The sequence below is a fragment of the Streptomyces sp. NPDC088706 genome, assembly GCF_044752765.1.
GTDB lineage: Bacteria > Actinomycetota > Actinomycetes > Streptomycetales > Streptomycetaceae > Streptomyces.
The window spans coordinates 218,045-239,025 of record NZ_JBIVLW010000001.1 but is presented as its reverse complement, the minus strand read 5'-3'; the positions used below and the strand labels follow the sequence as shown (position 1 = coordinate 239,025).

The window sequence follows — 20,981 nt, the reverse complement described above, 5'->3', positions numbered from 1 at the left end:
CACCCCGCGTCCCCCCGGTCGCCGGGCGGACCTGAGAGACCTCAGGTCCGCCCGGCGATCGCCAGTGTGCGGCGGGCCGACGCCACCACCGCCGCGTCCACGAACCGCCCATCCGGCAGCGCCAGCGCCCCCGCTTCCACCGCCGACGCCGCGACGATCTCCTCGGCCGCCTCGATCTCCTGGTCCGTCGGCCGGAACGCCCGCTCGATCACCTCCAGCTGACGCGGATGGATCGCCGCCCGGCCCAGCAGCCCGAGCCCCCGCCCCCGGACGCACGAGGCCCACAGCCCGTCGAGGTCCCGGACGTCCGGGAAGACCGACTGGGCGGGCGGCGGCAGTGCGGCCGCCCGGGCCGCCACCACGAGCCGGCTGCGCGCCCAGTCCAGCCCGTGGTCCTCCCGTACGCCGAGATCCGCCCGCAGGTCCGCCTCGCCCAGCGCGATGCCCCGGACGGCGGGGTCGGCCGAGGCGATCGAGTACGCGTGCTCCACGGCGAGCGCCGACTCCAGCAGCGGGTAGAGCGGCACGCCGGGGGCGACCGCCGCCACATGGTGCACGGAGACCGCGTGGGTGATCTTGGGCAGCCGGAACCCGGAGAGGCCCGGCAGCCCCGTCAGCGCCCGGACGTCGCCCTCGCCGTGCACCCGGACATGGACCGGTACGGCGCCGGGGACGGCGGTCACCGGGTCGGCGAGGAGTTCGGCGATGGCGGCGCGCGCGTACTCCTTGCGGTCGGGGGCGACCGCGTCCTCCAGGTCGACGATGACCACGTCCGCCCCGCAGCCGAGCGCCTTGGCCACCACCTCCGGCCGGTCCGCGGGGACGTACAGCCAGGTCAGCGGGGGCCGGGGAACCGCCGCCACGCGGTCCGGGGTGCTCACAGCGCCCCCTGGTCCCGCAGCGCCGCGATCCCGGTCTCCGACAGCCCGAGCCCGGCCAGGATCTCCTCGCTGTCCGCGCCGTGCGGCCGGCCAGCCCAGCGGATGGCGCCCGGGGTCCGCGAGAGCCGGAAGAGGACGTTCTGCATCCGCAGCGGTCCCAGCTCCGGGTCGTCGACCTCGGCGAAGGTGCCCAGCGCCCGGTACTGCGGGTCCTCCATCACCTCCCGCACGTCCTGGATCGGCGCCACCGCCGCCTCCGCCTTCTCGAAGGCGTCGAGCACCTCCGCGCGGCTGTGCCGGGAGATCCAGTGGCCGACCGCCTCGTCCAGCTCCTCGGTGTGCTCGGCCCGGGTGGTGCCCGCGCCGAACCAGGGCTCCTCGATCAGTTCCGGGCGGCCGACCAGTCGCATCACCCGCTCCGCGACGGACTGGGCGGAGGTGGAGACCGCGACCCAGTGGCCGTCGGCGGTGCGGTAGGTGTTGCGTGGGGCGTTGTTGCGGGAGCGGTTGCCGGTGCGCGGCTGGACGTACCCGAGCTGGTCGTACCAGAGCGGCTGCGGGCCCAGCACGGTGAGGATCGGCTCGATAATCGCCAGGTCCACCACCTGCCCCTCGCCGGTCCTCTCCCGTCCGGCGAGCGCGGCCATCACCGCGTACGCCGTCGCCAGCGCCGCGATGGAGTCCGCCAGCCCGAACGGCGGCAGGGTCGGCGGCCCGTCCGGCTCCCCGGTGATCGCCGCGAACCCGCTCATCGCCTCGGCCAGCGTTCCGAAGCCGGGGCGGTGGGCGTACGGGCCGAACTGGCCGAACCCGGTGACCCGGGCCAGCACCAGGCGCGGGTTGACCGCGTGCAGCTCATCGGGGCCCAGGCCCCAGCGCTCCAGGGTCCCCGGCCGGAAGTTCTCGATGATCACATCGGTCTCGGCGGCCAGTCGCAGCAGCACGTCCCGGCCACCGGGGGCGGACAGGTCCAGGGCCAGGGTGCGCTTGTTGCGGCCGAGCAGCTTCCACCACAGGCCGACACCGTCCTTGGCGGGTCCGTGCCCGCGCGAGGGGTCCGGTCTACGGGGGTGCTCGACCTTGATCACATCGGCGCCGAAGTCTCCGAGCATGGTGGCGGCGAGCGGTCCGGCGAAGAGGGTGGCGAGGTCGATGACCTTCAGCCCGGTCAGGGGGCCCGCGCCGGTGCGGGGTGCAGATGCTGTCGTACTCATGCGGTCTCGGCCTCGATCTCGCTGCGGTAGGGCATGGACGTGGACGCGCCGGGTTTCTGGACGCAGAGCGCGGCGGCCGACGAGGCGAAGGCCAGCGCCTCGGCCACCGGCCGCCCCTCCCCGAGCGCCACCGCCAGCGCCCCGACGAAGGTGTCCCCGGCCCCGGTCGTGTCGACGGCACGCACGCCGGGCGCCGCGAACAGCACCGGCTCGCCGCCCCGGGCCGCGTACAGGGAGCCCTTCGCACCGAGTGTGATGATCACCTCGGGCACCTGCCGCAGCAGGATCTGCGCCGCCGCGTGCGGCTCCGCCTGCCCGGAGAGCTCGGCGGCCTCGTGCTCGTTCGGGATCAACAGGTCGATGTGGTCCAGGAGTTCATCGGGCAGCGGCTGTACGGGGGAGGGGGTGAGGATGGTGCGCACACCCTGGGAGCGGGCGGCGCGGGCGCCTTCCACGACGGCGGAGAGCGGGAGTTCGAGCTGCATCAGCAGCAGCTCGGCGGAGGCGATCGCCGCGATCTCCCCGGGGCCGAGCGCGGTGAGGACGCCGTTGGCGCCGGGGATCACCACGATGGCGTTGGACCCGGAGTCGTCGACCACGATGTGCGCGGTGCCGCTGGGGCCCTCGGCGGTGTGCAGGAGATCGGTGTCGACCCCGGCGTGTTCGAGGCCGTCGCGCAACCGGGCGCCGTACGCGTCGTCGCCGACCGCGCCGATCATCACCACCTCCGCGCCCGCGCGGGCGGCGGCGACGGCCTGGTTGGCGCCCTTGCCGCCGGGGACCGTCCGGAACTCCCGGCCGGTGACGGTCTCCCCGCGTTCGGGGGCGCGGGCGGTGTAGGCGACGAGGTCCATGTTGGTGCTGCCGAGCACCGCGATTCGGGTCATGGGCGCAGAGCCTCCTGGTGGGTCAGTGCGGCGAGGGTGTCGAACCCGGTCCGGTCGAAGCCGGGTACGGAGGTGGCGAGGCGGTTCTTCAACGGGGCCGTCCAGCGGTCGGGCAGGGCGTCCGGGGCGCCCGCGAGCAGTCCGGCGAGCGAACCGGCGGTGGCCCCGTTGGAGTCGGTGTCCCAGCCGCCGGAGACCGCGCGGCCGATCGACCGGGTGAAGTCGCCGTCGGCGTGGGTGAGTGCGGCGGCGAGCAGTGCGGCGTTGGGCAGCACGTGTACCCAGTGGTGGGTGTCGGCATACGCGGCGTGCAGCCGGTCCACCACCAGGTCGAAATCCCCTTCCGTCCGGGCGGTCTCGATGCCGAGCCGGACCGCGCGGGCGTACCGCGCGTGCGGCGGCACCACCCGCAGCCCGGCGGCCAGGCAGCCGTGCACATCGCTCTCCCCGCCCGCCGCCACAGCGAGCGCCGCCGCGGTGAACATCGCGCCGTAGACCCCGTTGGCGGTGTGGGTGAGGACCGCGTCACGGTGGGCCTGGGCGGCGGCCCCGGCCGGGTCGCCGGGATGGGTCCAGCCGTGCACGTCGGCCCGGATCTGGGCACCGATCCACTCGCGGAACGGGTTGCGGATGCGGGCCGTCTCCGGGGGCTCGACGCCCGCGAGGAGATTGCCGTACGCGATCCGCTCGGCGGTGAAGGTGCGGCCCGCCGGAAGTTCGTCCAGCCAGAGGCGGGCCAGATCGGCGGTGGTGAAGGCGCGGCCGTGCCGCTGGAGCAGCAGCAGGGTGAGGAGCGGGTAGTTGAGGTCGTCGTCCTCCGGCATCCCGTCGATGTGCTCGGCGAGAGAGGTGGGGGCCGAGCGGCGGTTCCAGGGGTGGGCGGCGAGCAGTTCGGCGGGCACGCCGCGTTCGGTGAACCAGGTGGCCAGAGGCCAGTTGCCGGCCGCGCGGGCGAGGGCGCGGATGCCGTCGAGAGGCAGTTTCTCGACCGGCTTCCCGAGCAGGCAGCCCGCCGCCCGGCCGAGCCAGGCCGCGTGCAGCCGGTCCCGGCCGACGGCGGGGGTGGCCCCGGGCGCTCCCGGCCACTGCGGGCAGGCGGCCACGATCTCGTCCAGGGCGGTCGGCTCGTCGGCGGCCAACGGCGAGTCCAGCAGGGCGAGTTCGTCGAGGAGCTGTCCGGCCAGTTCGCGCAGCCGGGGCGGTGCCGACGGCTCGGAGGCACCCGCACGGTCCGGGGCGGGGGAGCCCCCGGCCGCGTACCACCGCTCCTCGACCTCCCGGGCGTCCCGGCCGTCCTGCGCGGCCTGCCGCAGCTCGTGCCCGATCAGGTCCTCGGGCTGCACCCAGGTCAGCCGGAGGCTCACCGCGGACCGGCCAGGGCGGCGAACGCCTCTTCGTGGGACCGGCGGCGCTCCAGGTCCCGGGCGAAGACCTCCCGGGCCACCCGCGCGAGAGCCAGGGCGGGGGCGTGCAGGTCCAGCCGGCTCGCCTCCGCCACCGTGGCCGCCCAGTCGGCGGGGATCTCACCACCCAGCGCCCCCACGATGGCACCGCTCATCGTGGCGATGGAGTCGCAGTCCCGGCCGTAGTTGACCGAACCGAGCACCGTACGCCGGTAGTCGCCGCCGCCGACCAGCACCATGCCCAGCGCGATGGGCAGTTCCTCGATGGCGTGCAGCCGGGAGGGGCGGCGGGCGCCCAGCGAGGGGCTGCGGTAGTCGGGGCCCACCGTGTCGAACGGCTCCACCGCCGCCCGCAGCGGGGCGAGCGCGGACTCGAAGTCCGCGTGGTGCGAGGCCACTTCACAGACCTCCTCGATGGCGGACCGGGTCCCGTCCTTGGCCAGCGCGAGGGCGGCGTCGATCACCGCGTTCGGGGTGGCGTCCGGGTGGCAGGCGGCGGCCACGGCGGCGGCGAAGACCCCGGCGGCCTCCCGCCCGTAGGAGGACTGGTGGGGCGCGGCGACCTCCAGCGCCTCGGCGTACGCGGCCTCGGGGTGACCGGCGTTGACCAGACCGACCGGGGCCATGTACATCGCGGCCCCGCAGTTGACGATGTTGCCCGCACCGGCCTCGCGCGGGTCGACGTGCCCGTAGTGCAGCCGGGCCACGAGCCACTTCTCGGCCAGGAAGATCCGCTGGAGCGGCAGCGCCTGGGCCTCCAGCTCCGGAATCCAGCGGGGTGACAGCAGGTCGGGTACGAGGTGGTCCGCGACGGCGTACGCGTCGAGGTGGTCGCGCACCCGGTCGTAGACCCGGACCAGGGCGTGGGTCATCAGGGTGTCGTCGGTGACGTGCCCGTCGCCCTTGTGGTACGGGGCGATGGGGCGCGCGGTGCGCCATTCCTCGCCGTGCCAGGGGCCGACGATCCCGGTCACCCGGCCGCCGTGGCGTTCGGCGATCTGCTCGGGGGTCCAGCCCTCGACCGGGCCGCCGAGGGCGTCCCCGACGGCGGCGCCGACGAGGGCCCGGGTGATGCGGTCATCGAGTCCGGGCGGGGTGGCCGGGGAGGTGGGTGCGGGGGCGGGTTCCGTGGCCGATGTGGTCGCTGTGGCCGTTGTGGGCGTCATGCCGGAATTGTCCACCCCGGGTGGCCGGTTCCGTGGCTGCCAGCAGCCCGGCGAGTTCGACCAGATCCGTGCCCGCCAGCCGGGGCAGCGCACAGCCCGCGAGCGTCCGGCACGCCTCCCGCCACCCCGCCGGTACGGCGGTGACGGAGCCGATCGCCCCGGTCAGCGCCCCGGCCAGGGCGGGTGCGGAGTCCGCGACCCGGGACAGACAGGCGGCGGCCGGGACGGCCTGGGCGATCTCGCCCCGGGCGGCGGTGGTGAGGGCCAGCGCCACGGGTACGGTCTCGGCAGCGGCGATCCCGTAGCTGTAGACGTGGTCCACGATCTGGTGCTCCAGGACCGGGACCAGGGCGAACGCCCCGGCCGGCTCGTCGGCGAACTCCCGGGCCAGGCGGACCGCGTGCGCGGCGTTGCGGGCGATCTCGGTGCCCTCGGGGAGCTGGGCGAGGGCGGCGTCCACCACCGCTTCGACGTCCGCCCCGGCCAGCGCCACGGCGATCGCGGCGGCCATGGCCCGCGCCCCGTGCACCCCGTCGCCGTCCTGGGTGTAGCGGGCGTCGAACTCCGCGAGCGCCGCCGCCTCCGCCGGGGCGCCCGGGTGGACCACGGCGAGCACGGCCGCCCGTACGCAGGCGGCGTCGTCGAAGTAGTGCGGGTTGTCGTGCCCGGTGGCGGGCGGCCGCAGCCCGGCGGCCAGGTTGCCGAGCCCGGCCCGTACCGAGATCCGGGCGCGCAGCGGCAGCACCGCCGCCTCCACCTCGGGAGCCCGGGCGCTGGCGGCTGCGACGGTGGCGGCCAGCGCGTTCCAGGCCCGGTCCACCGCGTCCCGCATCCGGCGGCCCGGGGAGAGGCCGTCCGCGTCGTCGGCGGCGGCCAGCACCGTACGGGCGGCGAACGCGGCCCACTCGGCGTCGTCGGAGGGGCCGAGCCGCAGGGGCTCGGGCGGCTGGTTGAGGGCGATGGGCACGGGGAGGGTGGTGGTGGCGTACCTCTCGGCGAAGGTGTCCAGCTCGCGGGTGAGCGGCCGGGTCCACTCGGGCATCCGGGCCGCCCGGTGCCGCGCGGCGGGCCACCCGGCGGCGTCCCCGGAGGCGAGCCCGAGGAGCAGCCCTTCGATCCGGGCGCGCCGGGAGGGGGCGGTGGGTGTGTCGGCTGCGGTGTGGGTGGCCGGGGTGGCTGTGGTCGCCGAGGTGACGGTGGGTGCTGGGGGTGCGGTTGTGGTGGCCGGGGCGTCGGTGGGCGCGGTGGGTGTGCCACGGCCGTCGGTGGTCGCTGAGGGTGCGGTGGCCGTGTCAGGGCCGTCGGTGGTCGCTGAGGGTGCGGTGGTCGTGCCACGGCCGTCGGTGGTCGCCTCGCGGGTCCTCGTCATCGCCGGTCCTCCCGTACGGGCTCGAAGGACGCGGCCACGGACGCCAGGTCCCGTACGACGGAAGGTTCGCGCCCGCCGCCCTGACCCGGGCCCTGCACGGCCCCGGCCCCCTCCGGACCAACCGCCGCCCCGGCACCCTCCGCCGCCTCCGGGCTCTCCGGCGTCAGCAGGTCCGCGATGTCCAGCACGTGGTAGCCCCGCATCGAGGGCAGGCAGCTGCCTCGCACCGGCCCGATCGCCGACGCCCAGTCCTGCGGGATCGCGCCCACCCCGCGCAGCGCCCCGGCCAGGGCCCCCGCCACCGCCGCCGTCGTATCGGCGTCGCGGCCCATGTTCACGGCCGTCAGCACCGCCGCCGGGAAGTCCCCGCGCGCCGCCGTGAACGCCCCGAACGCCAGCCCCACCGCCTCCGGCGCGAGGTCCGTCCACGGGTAGCCGCCGATGACCACCGCCGAACGCACCGCCCGTTCCATGGTGAGCCGGTCCGGGTACGGGCGCTGGGCCGCCGTCACCGCACGGCGCAGCGAACGGGCCGTCCAGGAGTCCATCGGGACCACCGAGAGCGCGGCCGCGATCACCGAGGCCACGCCCGCGCCCACCATCGCGGCCGCGACCCCGGCCGCCACCGCCTGGCCCCCGTAGATCCCCTCGCCCTCGTGGCTCACCCGGCCGTCCACCGCCACCAGCCGGGCCGCCTCGGCGGGGCGCCCGGCCGCGAACACCCCGAAGGGGGCCGCGCGCATCGCCAGGCCGTCGCTCCAGGCGTGCCGGTGCTGGGCCGAGATCGGTGCGGCGAGGCCCCGGCGCAGGTTCTCCAGGGTGCCGCGCTCGCTGAACCCGGCGCCCCGGAACGGGCCCTCGTCCAGGTCGGCGATCCAGTGGTGCCAGGCCCGCTCCACGTGGGAGACGGTGAGCGCGGAGCCGTGCCGGGCGAGCAGGAGCCCGGAGAAGATCGTGTACTCCGTGTCGTCGGTCCCCGCCGGGTCCTCGCTCACGAACCCCTCGATCCGTCCCCAGCGGCGGCGGATCTCGGAGGGCAGCAGATTCTCCGCCGGGGCGCCGAGCGCGTCCCCGACCGCCAGGCCCAGCAGCGCACCCCTGGCCCGTTCCTTGCCGACGGCCGTGTCCATCGCGTCGCCCTCCGCTCGTCCGGCGAGTCCCGTTCCGATACCGAGTCCGCGTTCGGCTCCGGGCCCCCTTCCCGCATCTGTGCCACGCGGAGGACGGTCGGAGGCGGGTCAGGGGCAGAAAGGGGCCGGTCGGATGACGGCGCGGAAAGCTGAGCCTGCCCTTCCTTCGCAGGTCACAGGGGTGGTAAGCCAGCCCAGCCTTGCTGGCGAAGGTCGCCCGTCCGGCGTAGTTTGGACTTTGTCGAAAGTTGTACAGGCATTGCTCGCGGGGGCGACAGCCCTCCGGGGGAGCAGGGGAGAAGCACGCCGTGGCCATCATCGAGACCGACGCCGTCCTGCACGAGGCGCACCGGGACAACCACACCCACCGGGATGTGAACGGCGGCTGGCTGCGCCCCGCCGTCTTCGGCGCCATGGACGGTCTGGTCTCCAACCTCGCCCTGATGACCGGGGTGGCCGGCGGCGCGGTCTCCCAGCAGACCATCGTGATCACCGGGCTCGCGGGCCTGGCCGCCGGGGCGTTCTCCATGGCGGCGGGCGAGTACACCTCCGTCGCCTCCCAGCGCGAGCTGGTCGAGGCCGAGCTGGACGTCGAGCGCCGGGAGCTGCGCAAGCACCCCAAGGACGAGATGGCCGAGCTCGCCGCCCTCTACGAGGCCCGAGGGGTGGACGCCCCGCTGGCCGCCGAGGTCGCCCGGCAGCTGTCGCGCGACCCGGAGCAGGCGCTGGAGATCCACGCCCGGGAGGAACTCGGCATCGACCCGAAAGACCTGCCCTCCCCGCTGGTGGCCGCCGTCTCCTCCTTCGGCGCCTTCGCGCTCGGCGCCCTGCTGCCCGTGCTGCCCTACCTCCTCGGCGCGAGCGCCCTGTGGCCCTCGGTGCTCCTCGCCCTGCTCGGCCTCTTCGGCTGCGGTGCGGTGGTGGCCCGGGTGACGGCCCGCAGCTGGTGGTTCAGCGGGCTGCGGCAGCTCGCCCTCGGTGGGGCCGCGGCGGCACTGACGTACGGGCTCGGCACCCTGTTCGGTGGGGCGGCCGGCTGACGCGGAGGGCTGCACGGCACCGCCCGAACGGCCTGGCGGGGGCGTTACGGAACCGCCCGAACGGCTTAACCGTGCGGCAACCCGTGTGACGTACGTCCTGACACCGCCCCCTGGGCGGAACGGACGCCGCGGCCGTAAAATGAGACTCTATGCAGGGCTACACATAAGTAGCCGTTACCCGGTGGTTTCGTTTCTTTTGCCACCGGGCATGAGCCGTAGGCACCGCAGGCAACGACGCCTGCTCTCTGCGGGTCCCCGGGCGCTTGATCGTCTCCGACAGCGACCCACCCCCTGGTCAACCGGTCATCTCTGGTCACCCAGTCACTTCCGGTCACCACGGTGTCCGTATGTTGGAACGAGCCTTCCGCTTCTTGAGAAGCGCCCCATCATGTAACCTGCACGAAATTTCGCAGAGGGCCAACGTCGTCCCTCGGCACCGCACATGCCACGACGACGACGGGAGAGCCGATGCGTATCGACGCCTGGTCGCCCATGGACGGTCGCCCCGCCCAGCAGGGGATGTACGACCCCCGTAACGAGCACGACGCCTGTGGCGTCGGGTTCGTGGCCACTCTGACCGGTGTGGCCAGCCATGAGCTGGTCGAGCAGGCGCTGACCGTACTGCGCAACCTCGAACACCGCGGCGCCACCGGCTCCGAGCCCGACTCCGGCGACGGCGCCGGCATCCTGTGCCAGGTCCCTGACGCCTTCCTGCGCGCCGAGGCCCCCTTCGAACTCCCCGAGGCCGGCTCGTACGCCGTGGGCATCGCCTTCCTCCCCGCGGGCGAGTCCAGCGAGGCCGTCCGGACGATCGAGGAGATCGCCATTGAGGAGGGCCTCACCGTCCTCGGCTGGCGCGATGTCCCGGTCGCCCCCGAGCTCCTCGGCAACGGCGCCCGCGCCACCATGCCCACCTTCCGCCAGGTCTTCGTCGCCGACGGCGAGTCCACCGGCATCGTCCTGGACCGCAAGGCGTTCGTCCTGCGCAAGCGGGCCGAGCGTGAGGCCGGGGTGTACTTCCCGTCGCTCTCCGCCCGTACCATCGTCTACAAGGGCATGCTCACCACGGGGCAGCTGGAGCCGTTCTTCCCGGACCTCTCCGACCGCCGCTTCGCCTCCACGGTCGCGCTGGTCCACTCCCGCTTCTCGACCAACACCTTCCCCAGCTGGCCGCTGGCACACCCGTACCGCTTCGTCGCGCACAACGGCGAGATCAACACGGTCAAGGGCAACCGCAACTGGATGAAGGCCCGCGAGTCCCAGCTCGCCTCCAGCCTCTTCGGCCAGGCGCAGCTCGACCGGATCTTCCCCGTCTGCACCCCGGACGCCTCCGACTCGGCCTCCTTCGACGAGGTCCTGGAGCTGCTCCACCTCGGCGGGCGCTCGCTGCCGCACTCGGTGCTGATGATGGTCCCCGAGGCGTGGGAGAACCACGACTCGATGGACCCGGCCCGGCGCGCGTTCTACCAGTACCACGCCACGATGATGGAGCCCTGGGACGGCCCGGCCTGCGTCACCTTCACCGACGGCGTCCAGGTCGGCGCGGTCCTGGACCGCAACGGGCTGCGCCCCGGCCGCTACTGGGTCACCGACGACGGCCTCGTCGTGCTCTCCTCCGAGGTCGGCGTCCTGGACATCGACCCGGCGAAGGTCGTCCGCAAGGGCCGCCTCCAGCCCGGCAAGATGTTCCTCGTCGACACCGCCGAGCACCGCATCATCGAGGACGACGAGATCAAGGCGTCCCTCGCCGCCGAGCAGCCGTACCAGGAGTGGCTGGAGACCGGCGAGATCGAGCTGAGCGACCTGCCCGAGCGTGAGCACATCGTGCACACCCACGCCTCGGTCACCCGCCGCCAGCAGACCTTCGGCTACACCGAGGAAGAGCTCCGCGTCATCCTCGCGCCGATGGCCCGCACCGCCGGCGAGCCGCTGGGCTCCATGGGCACCGACTCGCCGATCGCCGCGCTCTCCGAGCGCCCCCGGCTGCTCTTCGACTACTTCACCCAGCTCTTCGCCCAGGTCACCAACCCGCCGCTGGACGCCATCCGCGAGGAGCTCGTCACCTCCTTGCGCTCCTCGCTCGGCCCCCAGGGCAACATCCTGGAGCCGACCGCCGCGGCCTGCCGCACCGTCACGCTGCCGTTCCCGGTGATCGACAACGACGAGCTCGCCAAGCTGATACACATCAACGCCGACGGCGACATGCCGGGCATGAAGGCCGCCACCCTCGCCGGTCTCTACCGGGTCGGCGGCGGCGGCGACGCCTTGGCCGCCCGCATCGAGGAGATCTGCGCCGAGGTCGACGCCGCCATAGAGGACGGCGCCCGCCTCGTCGTCCTCTCCGACCGGCACTCCGACGCCGAGCACGCCCCGATCCCCTCGCTGCTGCTCACCTCCGCCGTCCACCACCACCTCATCCGCACCAAGCAGCGCACCCAGGTGGGCCTGCTGGTCGAGGCCGGGGACGTCCGCGAGGTCCACCACGTCGCCCTGCTCATCGGTTACGGCGCCGCCGCGGTCAACCCGTACCTCGCCATGGAGTCCGTCGAGGACCTGGTCCGCGCCGGCACCTTCATCGAGAACATCGACGCCGAGCAGGCCATCCGGAACCTGATCTACGCGCTCGGCAAGGGCGTCCTGAAGGTCATGTCCAAGATGGGCATCTCCACCGTCGCCTCCTACCGCGGCGCCCAGGTCTTCGAGGCCGTCGGCCTCGACGAGGCCTTCGTCGCCACGTACTTCAACGGCACCGCCACCAAGATCGGCGGCGCCGGCCTGGACGTCATCGCCCAGGAGGTCGCCGCCCGGCACACCAAGGCGTACCCCGCCTCCGGCATCGCGGCCTCGCACCGCGCGCTGGAGATCGGCGGCGAGTACCAGTGGCGCCGCGAGGGCGAGCCGCACCTGTTCGACCCGGAGACGGTCTTCCGCCTCCAGCACGCCACCCGCAACCGGCGCTACGACATCTTCAAGCAGTACACCGACCGGGTGAACGAGCAGTCCGAGCGCCTGATGACGCTCCGCGGCCTGTTCGGCTTCGACTCGGGCCGGACCCCGATCTCCATCGACGAGGTCGAGCCCGCCTCCGAGATCGTCAAGCGGTTCTCCACCGGCGCCATGTCGTACGGCTCGATCTCCCGCGAGGCGCACGAGACGCTCGCCATCGCCATGAACCAGCTCGGCGGCAAGTCCAACACCGGTGAGGGCGGCGAGGACCCCGACCGCCTCTACGACCCGGCGCGCCGCTCCTCCATCAAGCAGGTCGCCTCCGGCCGCTTCGGTGTGACCAGCGAATACCTGGTCAACGCGGACGACATCCAGATCAAGATGGCGCAGGGTGCCAAGCCCGGCGAGGGCGGCCAGCTGCCCGGCCACAAGGTCTACCCGTGGGTCGCCAAGACGCGTCACTCGACGCCCGGCGTCGGCCTCATCTCGCCGCCGCCGCACCACGACATCTACTCCATCGAAGACCTCGCCCAGCTGATCCACGACCTCAAGAACGCCAACCCGGCGGCCCGCATCCACGTCAAGCTCGTCTCCGAGGTCGGGGTCGGCACGGTCGCCGCCGGTGTCTCCAAGGCGCACGCCGACGTCGTCCTCATCTCCGGCCACGACGGCGGAACGGGCGCCTCCCCGCTCACCTCGCTCAAGCACGCGGGCGGCCCCTGGGAGCTCGGCCTCGCCGAGACCCAGCAGACGCTGCTGCTCAACGGCCTGCGCGACCGCATCGTCGTGCAGACCGACGGCCAGCTCAAGACCGGCCGCGACGTGGTCATCGCCGCGCTGCTGGGCGCCGAGGAGTTCGGTTTCGCGACCGCGCCGCTCGTCGTCTCCGGCTGCGTCATGATGCGCGTCTGCCACCTGGACACCTGCCCGGTCGGCATCGCCACCCAGAACCCGGTGCTCCGTGACCGGTTCTCCGGCAAGGCCGAGTACGTCGTCAACTTCTTCGAGTTCATCGCCGAAGAGGTCCGCGAGATCCTCGCCGAGCTGGGCTTCCGCACCATCGAGGAGGCCGTCGGCCACGCCGAGCTCCTCGACACCGACCGGGCGATCACCCACTGGAAGGCGCAGGGACTGGACCTGGCCCCGCTCTTCCACGTGCCCGAGCTGCCCGAGGGCGCGGTCCGCCACCGTATCGTCGAGCAGGACCACGGTCTGACGAAGGCGCTCGACAACCAGCTGATCAAGCTGGCCGCCGACGCGCTCGGCGCGATGAGCCCCGAGGCCGCCCAGCCGGTCCGGGCCCAGGTCGCCATCCGCAACATCAACCGGACCGTCGGCACCATGCTCGGCCACGAGGTGACCAAGAAGTTCGGCGGTGCGGGCCTGCCCGAGAACACCATCGACATCACCTTCACCGGCTCGGCCGGCCAGTCCTTCGGCGCGTTCCTGCCGCGCGGGGTCACCCTGCGCCTGGAGGGCGACGCCAACGACTACGTCGGCAAGGGCCTCTCCGGCGGCCGCGTCGTCGTCCGCCCGGACCGGGGCGCCGACCACCTCGCCGAGTACTCCACCATCGCCGGCAACACCATCGGCTACGGCGCGACCGGCGGCGAGCTGTTCCTGCGCGGCCGCACCGGCGAGCGCTTCTGCGTCCGCAACTCCGGTGCGCTCGTCGTCTCCGAGGGCGTCGGCGACCACGGCTGCGAGTACATGACCGGCGGCCACGCCGTCGTCCTCGGCGAGACCGGACGCAACTTCGCCGCCGGGATGTCGGGCGGAGTCGCGTACGTCATCGACCTGAACCGCGACAACGTCAACGTGGGCAACCTCGGCGCCGTCGAGGAGCTCACCGACACCGACCGGCAGTGGCTGCACGATGTCGTGCGCCGCCACCACGAGGAGACCGGCTCCACCGTCGCCGAGAAGCTCCTCGCCGAGTGGGACACCGCCGTGTCCCGCTTCAGCAAGATCATCCCGTCCACGTACAAGGCAGTGCTCGCCGCCAAGGACGCCGCTGAGCTCGCCGGTCTCTCCGAGCAGGAGACCACCGAGAAGATGATGGAGGCGGCGACCAATGGCTGACCCCAAGGGCTTCCTGACCACCGGACGCGAGGTCGCCCGGACCCGCCCCGTGGCCGAGCGCGTCAAGGACTGGAACGAGGTCTACGTTCCGGGCTCGCTGCTCCCGATCATCAGCAAGCAGGCCGGCCGCTGCATGGACTGCGGCATCCCGTTCTGCCACAACGGCTGCCCGCTCGGAAACCTCATCCCCGAGTGGAACGACTACGCCTACCGCGAGGACTGGACCGCCGCCTCCGAGCGGCTGCACGCCACGAACAACTTCCCGGAGTTCACCGGGCGGCTCTGCCCGGCACCCTGCGAGTCGGCGTGCGTGCTCGGCATCAACCAGCCGGCCGTCACCATCAAGAACGTCGAAGTCTCCATCATCGACAAGGCGTGGGACAGCGGCGACGTCACCCCGCAGCCGCCCGAGCGGCTCTCCGGCAAGACCGTCGCGGTCATCGGCTCGGGCCCGGCGGGACTCGCCGCCGCCCAGCAGCTGACCCGGGCCGGCCACACCGTCGCCGTCTACGAGCGCGCGGACCGCATCGGGGGCCTCCTCCGCTACGGCATCCCCGAGTTCAAGATGGAGAAGTCCCACATCAATCGCCGCATCGAGCAGATGCGCCTGGAAGGCACCAAGTTCCGTACGGAGGTGGAGATCGGCAAGGACATCGACGCCGCCAAGCTCCGCCGCCGCTACGACGCCGTCGTCATCGCGGCCGGTGCCACCGTCTCCCGCGACCTGCCGGTCCCCGGCCGCGAGCTGGGCGGCATCCACTTCGCCATGGAGTACCTGCCGCTCGCCAACAAGGTGCAGGAGGGCGACCTGACGGTGGCCCCGATCCACGCCGAGGGCAAGGACGTCGTCGTCATCGGCGGCGGCGACACCGGCGCCGACTGCGTGGGCACCGCCCACCGCCAGGGCGCGGCCTCCGTCACCCAGCTGGAGATCATGCCCAGGCCGGGTGAGGACCGGAACGCGGGCCAGCCCTGGCCGACCTTCCCGATGCTCTACAAGGTCACCTCCGCGCACGAGGAGACCGAGGTGCTGGCTCGCCTCAAGGAGAGCGGCGAGCAGGAGCAGGGAACCTCCTCGCCGAAGGCGGGCAAGGAGGGACGGGTCTACTCCGTCTCCACCACCCACTTCGAGGGCGACGAGAACGGGAACGTCGCGGCGCTCCACCTGGTCGAGGTCGAGTTCAAGGACGGTAAGCTGGAGCAGAAGCCCGGCACGGAGCGGCGCATCCCCGCGCAGCTCGTCACCCTCGCCATGGGTTTCACCGGAACCGACCAGTCCAACGGTCTGGTCCAGCAGTTCGGCCTGGAGCTCGACCAGCGTGGCAACGTCGCCCGCGACGAGAACTACGCGACCAACGTCGACGGCGTCTTCGTCGCCGGTGACGCGGGCCGTGGCCAGTCGCTCATCGTCTGGGCGATCGCCGAGGGCCGCTCCGCCGCCCGCGGTGTGGACCGCTTCCTGACCGGGACCAGCGCCCTGCCGGCCCCGATCCGCCCGACGGACCGGTCCCTGCTGGTCTGAGCACCACCCGGGTTCCCCCTGGGCCACGCGGCCCGGGGGACCCCCTTGATACGTCCCGTACAACGGCGTACGGAACTGAACGCGGCGCCTGCCTGTCCCCGACCGGACTCAGCGGGCGCCGTGGCGCGTCCGGGGTCAGCCGGTGTGGGGGACCCGGGGCCGAGGGCCCTGCCGTGGCCTACGCTCTAGGTCCGCACAGCGCGGACCGCACAAGGGGGGCGCCATGTACGGCGGGAACACGGCCGCTGCCGCCACCGGCCCGGCCATCAGCCTGACCAAGGTCCAGGAGACCGCGCCGGGCCTCGTCAACCAGTTCGTCGGCTTCGGCGACACCCGCAGCAGCCAGTTCGACTTCCTGCGCAAGCTCGACGAGCTGGCCGTCCCCGCCAGGCGGGCCGTCGACAACGCCGGGTACTTCCACGCAGGTCTCGACCCCCGGCAGGTCCCGGACGCCGAACTGTACGACCGGCTGGTCGCCGAGTTCCCGTCCTGGCCGGCCGCCGCCGAGGCCCAGGGGATCGTCCGATGACCGTTCGCCTCCTGCGCGCCGCCGACCGCGCGCCCGTTCCCTGGAAGAACGGCGGCGGGCTCACCCGCGAGATCGCCGCCGGGCCCGGCGGCGACGCCTTCGACTGGCGGGTGAGCCTCGCCGACGTCACCGCCGACGGGCCGTTCTCGCTCTTCCCCGGGGTGGACCGCACCCTGACCGTGGTCGAGGGCGCGGGCATGGACCTCGTCGTCGGCGGCGAGCACCACATCGTCGACGAGCCGATGTGGCCGCACGACTTCCCCGGCGACCGGCCGACCGAGGGCTACCTGCTGGCCGGACCCGTCGTCAACCTCAACGTCATGTACCGCAGGGGGCGTACGCGGGCGGAGACCGCCGTCGTCTGCGGCACCGTACGGCTGACGCCGCCCCCGGGCGGCGCGGTGCTGGCCCTCGGACTGGACGACGGCGCCGTGCTCGACGGCACGGACATCCGGCTCGACCGCTACGACGCGGTGCTCGCCCACGGCGCGTCGCCGGGGGTGCTGCGGACGATGGGCCAGGCGGTGGTGATCACGTTCTCGGACGGGTGAGCGGCCGCAGACGGTCGGGGATACCGGACAGAAGGTGTCGGGTATCAGGTGTTCGATGGCGTTCATGACGTCACCTTCCGCTGTCCCCTGGAGCGGCTTCGCCGTCGCCGAACCCGCCTTCGCCGACACCGTGCGCAGCCGCTTCCAGCTCTACCAGCACCACGTCCTCGCCACCCTGAGGAAGGACGGCTCGCCCCGCCTCACCGGCCTGGAGGCCGACTTCCGCTTCGGTGAGCTGTTGCTCGGCATGATGCCGAACTCCCGCAAGGCCCTGGACCTGCGCCGCGACCCGCGCTTCGCACTCCAGGCCAACCCCGGGCCGGACGCCGAGATGAACGACGGCGATGTCCGCGTCAGCGGCCGGGCCGTGGAGATCACCGACCCGGACTTCCTCGCCCGCTTCGTCGAGGACGCCGCCCCGCCCGAGCCGTTCCACCTCTTCCGGGCGGAGCTGACCGAGGTGGTCCGCATCGGACTGGACGGCGAGGCCCTGGTCATCCGGTCCTGGCGGCCGGGACAGCCGCCGCGTACGGTACGCCGGACCGGCGACGACGCACCGGCGGCAGAGGCGGACTGAGACCCGGTGGGCCGCCCCTCTCACCCCGCCACCACCCGCGCCCGGCAGGCCGACGGCGTCCCCCAGGCGTCCCGCAGGGGCCGGGCCCGGCGCAGCCACCACGCCAGGTCCAGCTCCTCGGTGTACCCCACCGCGCCGTGCAGCTGCAGCGCGGTGCGGGCCGCCGCGTAGCCCGCCTCGCCCGCCGCCACCTTCGCCGCCGCGACCGCCGCCCCGGCCCCGGGTGACCCCTCGGCCAGCTCCACCGCCGCCCCGTACACCAGCGGGCGCGCGAACTCCAGGCCGAGCAGGGTGTCCGCGAGGCGGTACTTGACGGCCTGGAAGGAGCCGACGGGGACACCGAACCGGGTGCGCTGCTTCACGTACGCCACCGTCGCCCGCAGCAACGCCTCCCCGCAGCCCGGCGCCTGGGCCGCCGTCATGAACGTGGCCCGGTCGCCCGCCGCCCGCGCCGCCTCGCGCACCCTCGGCCCGGCGGCCACCACCTCGCCGCCCGCCTCCGGCCGCAACAGCCGCCGCGCCGGGTCCATCGACGGTGTCGGCTCCCCGGCCGCCCGCCCGAGCCGCAGCTCGTCCCCGGTCACGGTGAACACCGCGTCCGCCACATCCCCGTCCAGCACGTACGGCCCGTACCCCTCCAGGACCAGCGACACCACTGCGGTACCGGCCGCGATCCTCGCCAGCCACTCCTTGGCCACCGGCCCGCCCACCCCGCCCAGCAGCGCCCCCGCCGCCGCGCTCTCCACCACGGGCCCCGGCATCCCGTGCCGGCCCAGCTCCACGAACGCGACCGCCGTCTCCACGGGCAGCGGCCCGACACCCCCGTACGCCTGCGGGACCGCCAGCGCGAACACCCCCGCGTCCGCGAGCCGCCGCCAGAGGGTGAGCCCCGGGCGGTGGTCGCCGGTGGCCCACGCCCGTACGACCGCCGGCGTGTCCGCCGCCGTCAGCAGCGCGTCCAGGGAGCGCGCGAACGCCCGCTGCTCGTCGTCCAGGAGGAAACGCACCAGCGCCGCCCCCTCGGCAGGCCGAGCAGCCGCTCGGCGATGATGTCGCGCTGGATCTCGTTCGTCCCCGCGTAGAGCGGACCGGCCAGCGCGAAGACGTACCCCTGCGCCCATGGGCCGTCCGCCGCCTCCGCGTCCGGGCCGAGCAGGTCGAGCGCGATCTCGTGCAGCGCGAGGTCGTGACGTGACCAGAACACCTTGTTCAGGCTGGACTCCGCCCCGAGCGCCGCCCCCGCCGCGGACCGGGACGCGGAGGCGGCCGTGAACAGCTGATAGGCCCGCGCCCCGATCACCGCGTCGGCCACCCGGTCGCGCAGCGCGGTGTCCGCCGGGTCACCCGCCTCCCGCCACAGCTCCGTCAGCCGGGAGGCGGCGGCCAGGAAGCGGCCGGGGGAGCGCAGGGTGAGGCCCCGCTCGTCGCCGGTGGCCGACATGGCGATGCGCCAGCCCCGCCCCGGCTCCCCGATGACGTCCTCGTCAGGTACGAACACCTCGTCCAGGAAGATCTCGGCGAACGCGGGCTTCCCGTCCAGCCGCCTGATGGGACGGACCGCGACCCCGGGCGCCCGCAGCCCGAACATCAGGTACGTGAGCCCCTGGTGCGGCTTCGCGGCCCCCGGGTCCGTACGGAAGATCCCGAACGCCCGGTCCGCGAACGCCGCCCGTGAAGACCACGTCTTCTGCCCCGACAGCAGCCAGCCGCCCTCCGTCCGCACCGCCCGCGACCGCAGCGCCGCCAGGTCCGACCCGGCCTCCGGCTCCGACCAGGCCTGCGCCCAGATCACCTCGCCGCTCGCCATCGGGGGCAGCACCCGGGCCCGCTGCTCGGCCGTGCCGTGGTCGAAGAGGGTCGGGGCGAGGAGGCTGATCCCGTTCTGCGAGACCCGGCCGGGGGCGCCCGAGGCCCAGTACTCCTCCTCGAACGCCAGCCACCCGAAGAGGTCCGCGCCCCGGCCCCCGTACTCCTCGGGCCACGAGAGGGCCGACCACCCGCCCCCGTACAGCCTCGCCTCCCACTCCCGGTGCGCGGCGAACCCCTCCGCCGTCTCCAGGGACGGCAGCGGCCGGGCGGGCACATGGTCCCGCAGCCAGGACCGGGCCTCGGCCCGCAGCGCGTCGGTCCGTGCTGTCTGCGCCAGATCCATGGCGGGGCCTGCCTTCCGCGTACGTCACCGCCGACGGTTCCCTAACAAGTGTTTGGTAGGTTAACGTACGGTCCAAGAACCGTCGAGGAGTAGGGGGATGGGCCGATGGGCGCACCCGACTACCTGCCGGGACACGGACTGCTGACCGGCCGCACCGCCGTCGTCACCGCCGCCGCCGGGGCCGGGATCGGCGGCGCCACCGCCCGCCGCTTCCTGGAGGAGGGCGCCCGGGTGGTCATCGGTGACGCCCACACCCGGCGGCTGAAGGAGAGCGCACACGCCCTCGCCGAGGAGTTCGGCGCCGACCGCGTCACCGCCCTGACCTGCGACGTCACCGACGAAGACCAGGTGCAGGCCCTCTTCGCCCACGCCGAAGCCAGCCACGGCCGCCTTGACATCGTCGTCAACAACGCGGGACTCGGCGGCACCGCCGAACTCACCGAGATGACCGACGACCAGTGGACGAAGATCCTCGACACCACCCTGAACGTCACCTTCCGCTGCACCCGCGCCGCCCTGCGCTCCCTCAAGGCCGCCGGTGCCGGGGGAGTGATCGTCAACAACGCCTCCGTCGTCGGCTGGCGCGCCCAGCGCGGCCAGGCCCACTACGCCGCCGCCAAGGCCGGCGTCATGGCCCTCACCCGCTGCGCCGCGCTTGAGGCGGCCGCCCACGGCGTACGTGTCAACGCCGTCGCCCCCAGCCTCGCCATGCATCCCCACCTGACCAAGGTCACCTCGGCCGAACTGCTCGCCGAACTCACCGGGAAGGAGGCGTTCGGCCGGTACGCGGAGCCCTGGGAGGTCGCCAATGTGATCGTCTTCCTCGCCAGCGGCTACTCCTCGTACATGACCGGCGAGGTCGTCGCCGTCAGCAGCCAGCATGCGTGAACACCCAGGCCGCGGGCGGACAATGGCGGGGTGCCTACCAAGAAGAAGCCCCAGGTGACCCCCACTCCCGAACGGCGCCGCGAACTCCTCGCCACCGCCGCCGAGGTCTTCGCCGCCCAGGGATACAACGCCACCACCGTCCGCCGCATCGCGGACGAGGCGGGGATGCTCGCCGGCAGCCTCTACTACCACTTCGATTCCAAGGAATCGATGATCGACGAGATCCTCGCCACCTTCCTCGACGAGCTCTGGCAGGGGTACGACGCGGTCCTGGCGGCCGGACTCGGCCCCCGCGAGACCATCGAGGCACTGGTCACCGAGTCCTTCCGGGAGATCGACCGGCACCGCCCCGCCGTCGCGATCTATCAGAAGGAGTCCAAGCACCTCGCCACCCAGCCGCGCTTCGCCTACCTCACCGACTCGCAGGAGAAGTTCGAGAAGACCTGGCTCTCCACCCTGGAACGCGGCGTCACCGAAGGCGCCTTCCGCGCCGACCTGGACATCCGCCTCACCTACCGCTTCGTCCGCGACACCGTCTGGGTCGCGGCTTCCTGGTACCGGCCCGGCGGACTCCACAGCCCCGAGGAGATCGCCCGCCAGTACCTCTCGATGGTGCTGGACGGGATCGCCCTGCGCACCTAGCC

General features: G+C 73.4%; 15 protein-coding genes and 2 pseudogenes. 8 read left to right on the top strand and 9 right to left on the bottom strand.

Features of this window, described 5'->3' with window-relative positions; all coding sequences use genetic code 11:
• Positions 1–41: 41 nt before the first annotated feature.
• From ACIQAK_RS01110 to ACIQAK_RS01080, 7 genes are read right to left on the bottom strand one after another with little or no spacing between them, the layout of a single operon-like run.
• Complete coding sequence (locus ACIQAK_RS01110) at positions 42–881, bottom strand: aldolase/citrate lyase family protein (RefSeq protein WP_366388388.1); 840 nt, start codon at positions 879–881, stop codon at positions 42–44.
• Positions 878–2,095, bottom strand: coding sequence for a CoA transferase (locus ACIQAK_RS01105; RefSeq protein ID WP_366388389.1), 1,218 nt, complete (start codon positions 2,093–2,095; stop codon positions 878–880). Before ACIQAK_RS01105 ends, ACIQAK_RS01110 begins: the two co-directional genes overlap by 4 nt.
• A complete protein-coding gene (gene rbsK / locus ACIQAK_RS01100; RefSeq protein ID WP_366388390.1) occupies positions 2,092–2,982 on the bottom strand; it encodes a ribokinase in 891 nt (296 codons plus the stop codon). Before rbsK ends, ACIQAK_RS01105 begins: the two co-directional genes overlap by 4 nt.
• Positions 2,979–4,346, bottom strand: a complete 1,368-nt coding sequence (locus tag ACIQAK_RS01095) for an ADP-ribosylglycohydrolase family protein (RefSeq protein ID WP_366388391.1) — start codon at positions 4,344–4,346, stop codon at positions 2,979–2,981. The genes rbsK and ACIQAK_RS01095 overlap by 4 nt, the downstream gene beginning before the upstream one ends.
• Positions 4,343–5,551, bottom strand: coding sequence for an ADP-ribosylglycohydrolase family protein (locus tag ACIQAK_RS01090; RefSeq protein ID WP_366388392.1), 1,209 nt, complete (start codon positions 5,549–5,551; stop codon positions 4,343–4,345). The genes ACIQAK_RS01095 and ACIQAK_RS01090 overlap by 4 nt, the downstream gene beginning before the upstream one ends.
• A complete protein-coding gene (locus ACIQAK_RS01085) occupies positions 5,463–6,920 on the bottom strand; it encodes an ADP-ribosylglycohydrolase family protein (protein ID WP_366388393.1) in 1,458 nt (485 codons plus the stop codon). Before ACIQAK_RS01085 ends, ACIQAK_RS01090 begins: the two co-directional genes overlap by 89 nt.
• Complete coding sequence (locus ACIQAK_RS01080; protein ID WP_366388394.1) at positions 6,917–8,050, bottom strand: ADP-ribosylglycohydrolase family protein; 1,134 nt, start codon at positions 8,048–8,050, stop codon at positions 6,917–6,919. The genes ACIQAK_RS01085 and ACIQAK_RS01080 overlap by 4 nt, the downstream gene beginning before the upstream one ends.
• A gap of 308 nt (positions 8,051–8,358) precedes the next feature.
• Here ACIQAK_RS01080 and ACIQAK_RS01075 point away from each other — a divergent pair, with 308 nt between their 5' ends.
• The 6 genes and pseudogenes from ACIQAK_RS01075 to ACIQAK_RS01050 all read left to right on the top strand — a co-directional run bounded on the left by ACIQAK_RS01075 (position 8,359) and on the right by ACIQAK_RS01050 (position 17,297).
• Positions 8,359–9,090: a VIT1/CCC1 transporter family protein gene (locus ACIQAK_RS01075; RefSeq protein WP_366388395.1), complete on the top strand. Its 732-nt coding sequence runs from the start codon at positions 8,359–8,361 to the stop codon at positions 9,088–9,090.
• 468 nt (positions 9,091–9,558) lie between these two features.
• Positions 9,559–14,118: a glutamate synthase large subunit gene (gene gltB / locus ACIQAK_RS01070; RefSeq protein WP_366388396.1), complete on the top strand. Its 4,560-nt coding sequence runs from the start codon at positions 9,559–9,561 to the stop codon at positions 14,116–14,118.
• Positions 14,111–15,640, top strand: coding sequence for a glutamate synthase subunit beta (locus ACIQAK_RS01065; protein WP_366388397.1), 1,530 nt, complete (start codon positions 14,111–14,113; stop codon positions 15,638–15,640). Before gltB ends, ACIQAK_RS01065 begins: the two co-directional genes overlap by 8 nt.
• A 310-nt stretch (positions 15,641–15,950) precedes the next feature.
• Positions 15,951–16,169: pseudogene (locus ACIQAK_RS01060) on the top strand (VWA domain-containing protein); the annotation flags it as partial.
• Positions 16,166–16,720, top strand: a complete 555-nt coding sequence (locus tag ACIQAK_RS01055; RefSeq protein WP_366388398.1) for a HutD family protein — start codon at positions 16,166–16,168, stop codon at positions 16,718–16,720. The pseudogene ACIQAK_RS01060 and the gene ACIQAK_RS01055, both read left to right, overlap by 4 nt.
• 55 nt (positions 16,721–16,775) lie before the next feature.
• The gene (locus ACIQAK_RS01050) at positions 16,776–17,297 is read left to right on the top strand and encodes a pyridoxamine 5'-phosphate oxidase family protein (protein WP_366388399.1); all 522 of its coding nucleotides are present in this window, start codon (positions 16,776–16,778) and stop codon (positions 17,295–17,297) included.
• 20 nt (positions 17,298–17,317) lie between these two features.
• On the opposite strand, the gene ACIQAK_RS01045 is transcribed toward ACIQAK_RS01050, so the two are convergent.
• Positions 17,318–18,304 carry an acyl-CoA dehydrogenase family protein gene (locus ACIQAK_RS01045; RefSeq protein ID WP_366388400.1) on the bottom strand — a complete coding sequence of 329 codons (987 nt, stop codon included), beginning with the start codon at positions 18,302–18,304 and terminating at the stop codon, positions 17,318–17,320.
• A gap of 2 nt (positions 18,305–18,306) precedes the next feature.
• Positions 18,307–19,449 (bottom strand): annotated as a pseudogene (locus ACIQAK_RS01040) (acyl-CoA dehydrogenase family protein); the annotation flags it as partial.
• Positions 19,450–19,554: 105 nt separating this feature from the next.
• Here ACIQAK_RS01040 and ACIQAK_RS01035 point away from each other — a divergent pair.
• Entirely contained in the window at positions 19,555–20,337 is a 783-nt protein-coding gene (locus ACIQAK_RS01035; protein ID WP_366388401.1) for an SDR family oxidoreductase, read from the top strand.
• 30 nt (positions 20,338–20,367) lie between these two features.
• Positions 20,368–20,979 (top strand): TetR/AcrR family transcriptional regulator, encoded by a 612-nt coding sequence (locus ACIQAK_RS01030; protein ID WP_366388402.1) that lies wholly within the window; start codon positions 20,368–20,370, stop codon positions 20,977–20,979.
• Positions 20,980–20,981 lie beyond the last annotated feature (2 nt).

Excerpts from the sequence above, each read along its gene's own strand:
- ACIQAK_RS01105 (WP_366388389.1), bottom strand. The coding sequence starts at position 2,095 with ATGAGTACGACAGCATCTGCACCCCGCACCGGCGCGGGCCCCCTGACC.
- rbsK (WP_366388390.1), bottom strand. The coding sequence starts at position 2,982 with ATGACCCGAATCGCGGTGCTCGGCAGCACCAACATGGACCTCGTCGCC.
- ACIQAK_RS01090 (WP_366388392.1), bottom strand. The coding sequence starts at position 5,551 with ATGACGCCCACAACGGCCACAGCGACCACATCGGCCACGGAACCCGCC.
- ACIQAK_RS01085 (WP_366388393.1), bottom strand. The coding sequence starts at position 6,920 with ATGACGAGGACCCGCGAGGCGACCACCGACGGCCGTGGCACGACCACC.
- ACIQAK_RS01080 (WP_366388394.1), bottom strand. The coding sequence starts at position 8,050 with ATGGACACGGCCGTCGGCAAGGAACGGGCCAGGGGTGCGCTGCTGGGC.
- gltB (WP_366388396.1), top strand. The coding sequence starts at position 9,559 with ATGCGTATCGACGCCTGGTCGCCCATGGACGGTCGCCCCGCCCAGCAG.
- ACIQAK_RS01065 (WP_366388397.1), top strand. The coding sequence starts at position 14,111 with ATGGCTGACCCCAAGGGCTTCCTGACCACCGGACGCGAGGTCGCCCGG.
- ACIQAK_RS01055 (WP_366388398.1), top strand. The coding sequence starts at position 16,166 with ATGACCGTTCGCCTCCTGCGCGCCGCCGACCGCGCGCCCGTTCCCTGG.
- ACIQAK_RS01050 (WP_366388399.1), top strand. The coding sequence starts at position 16,776 with ATGGCGTTCATGACGTCACCTTCCGCTGTCCCCTGGAGCGGCTTCGCC.
- ACIQAK_RS01035 (WP_366388401.1), top strand. The coding sequence starts at position 19,555 with ATGGGCGCACCCGACTACCTGCCGGGACACGGACTGCTGACCGGCCGC.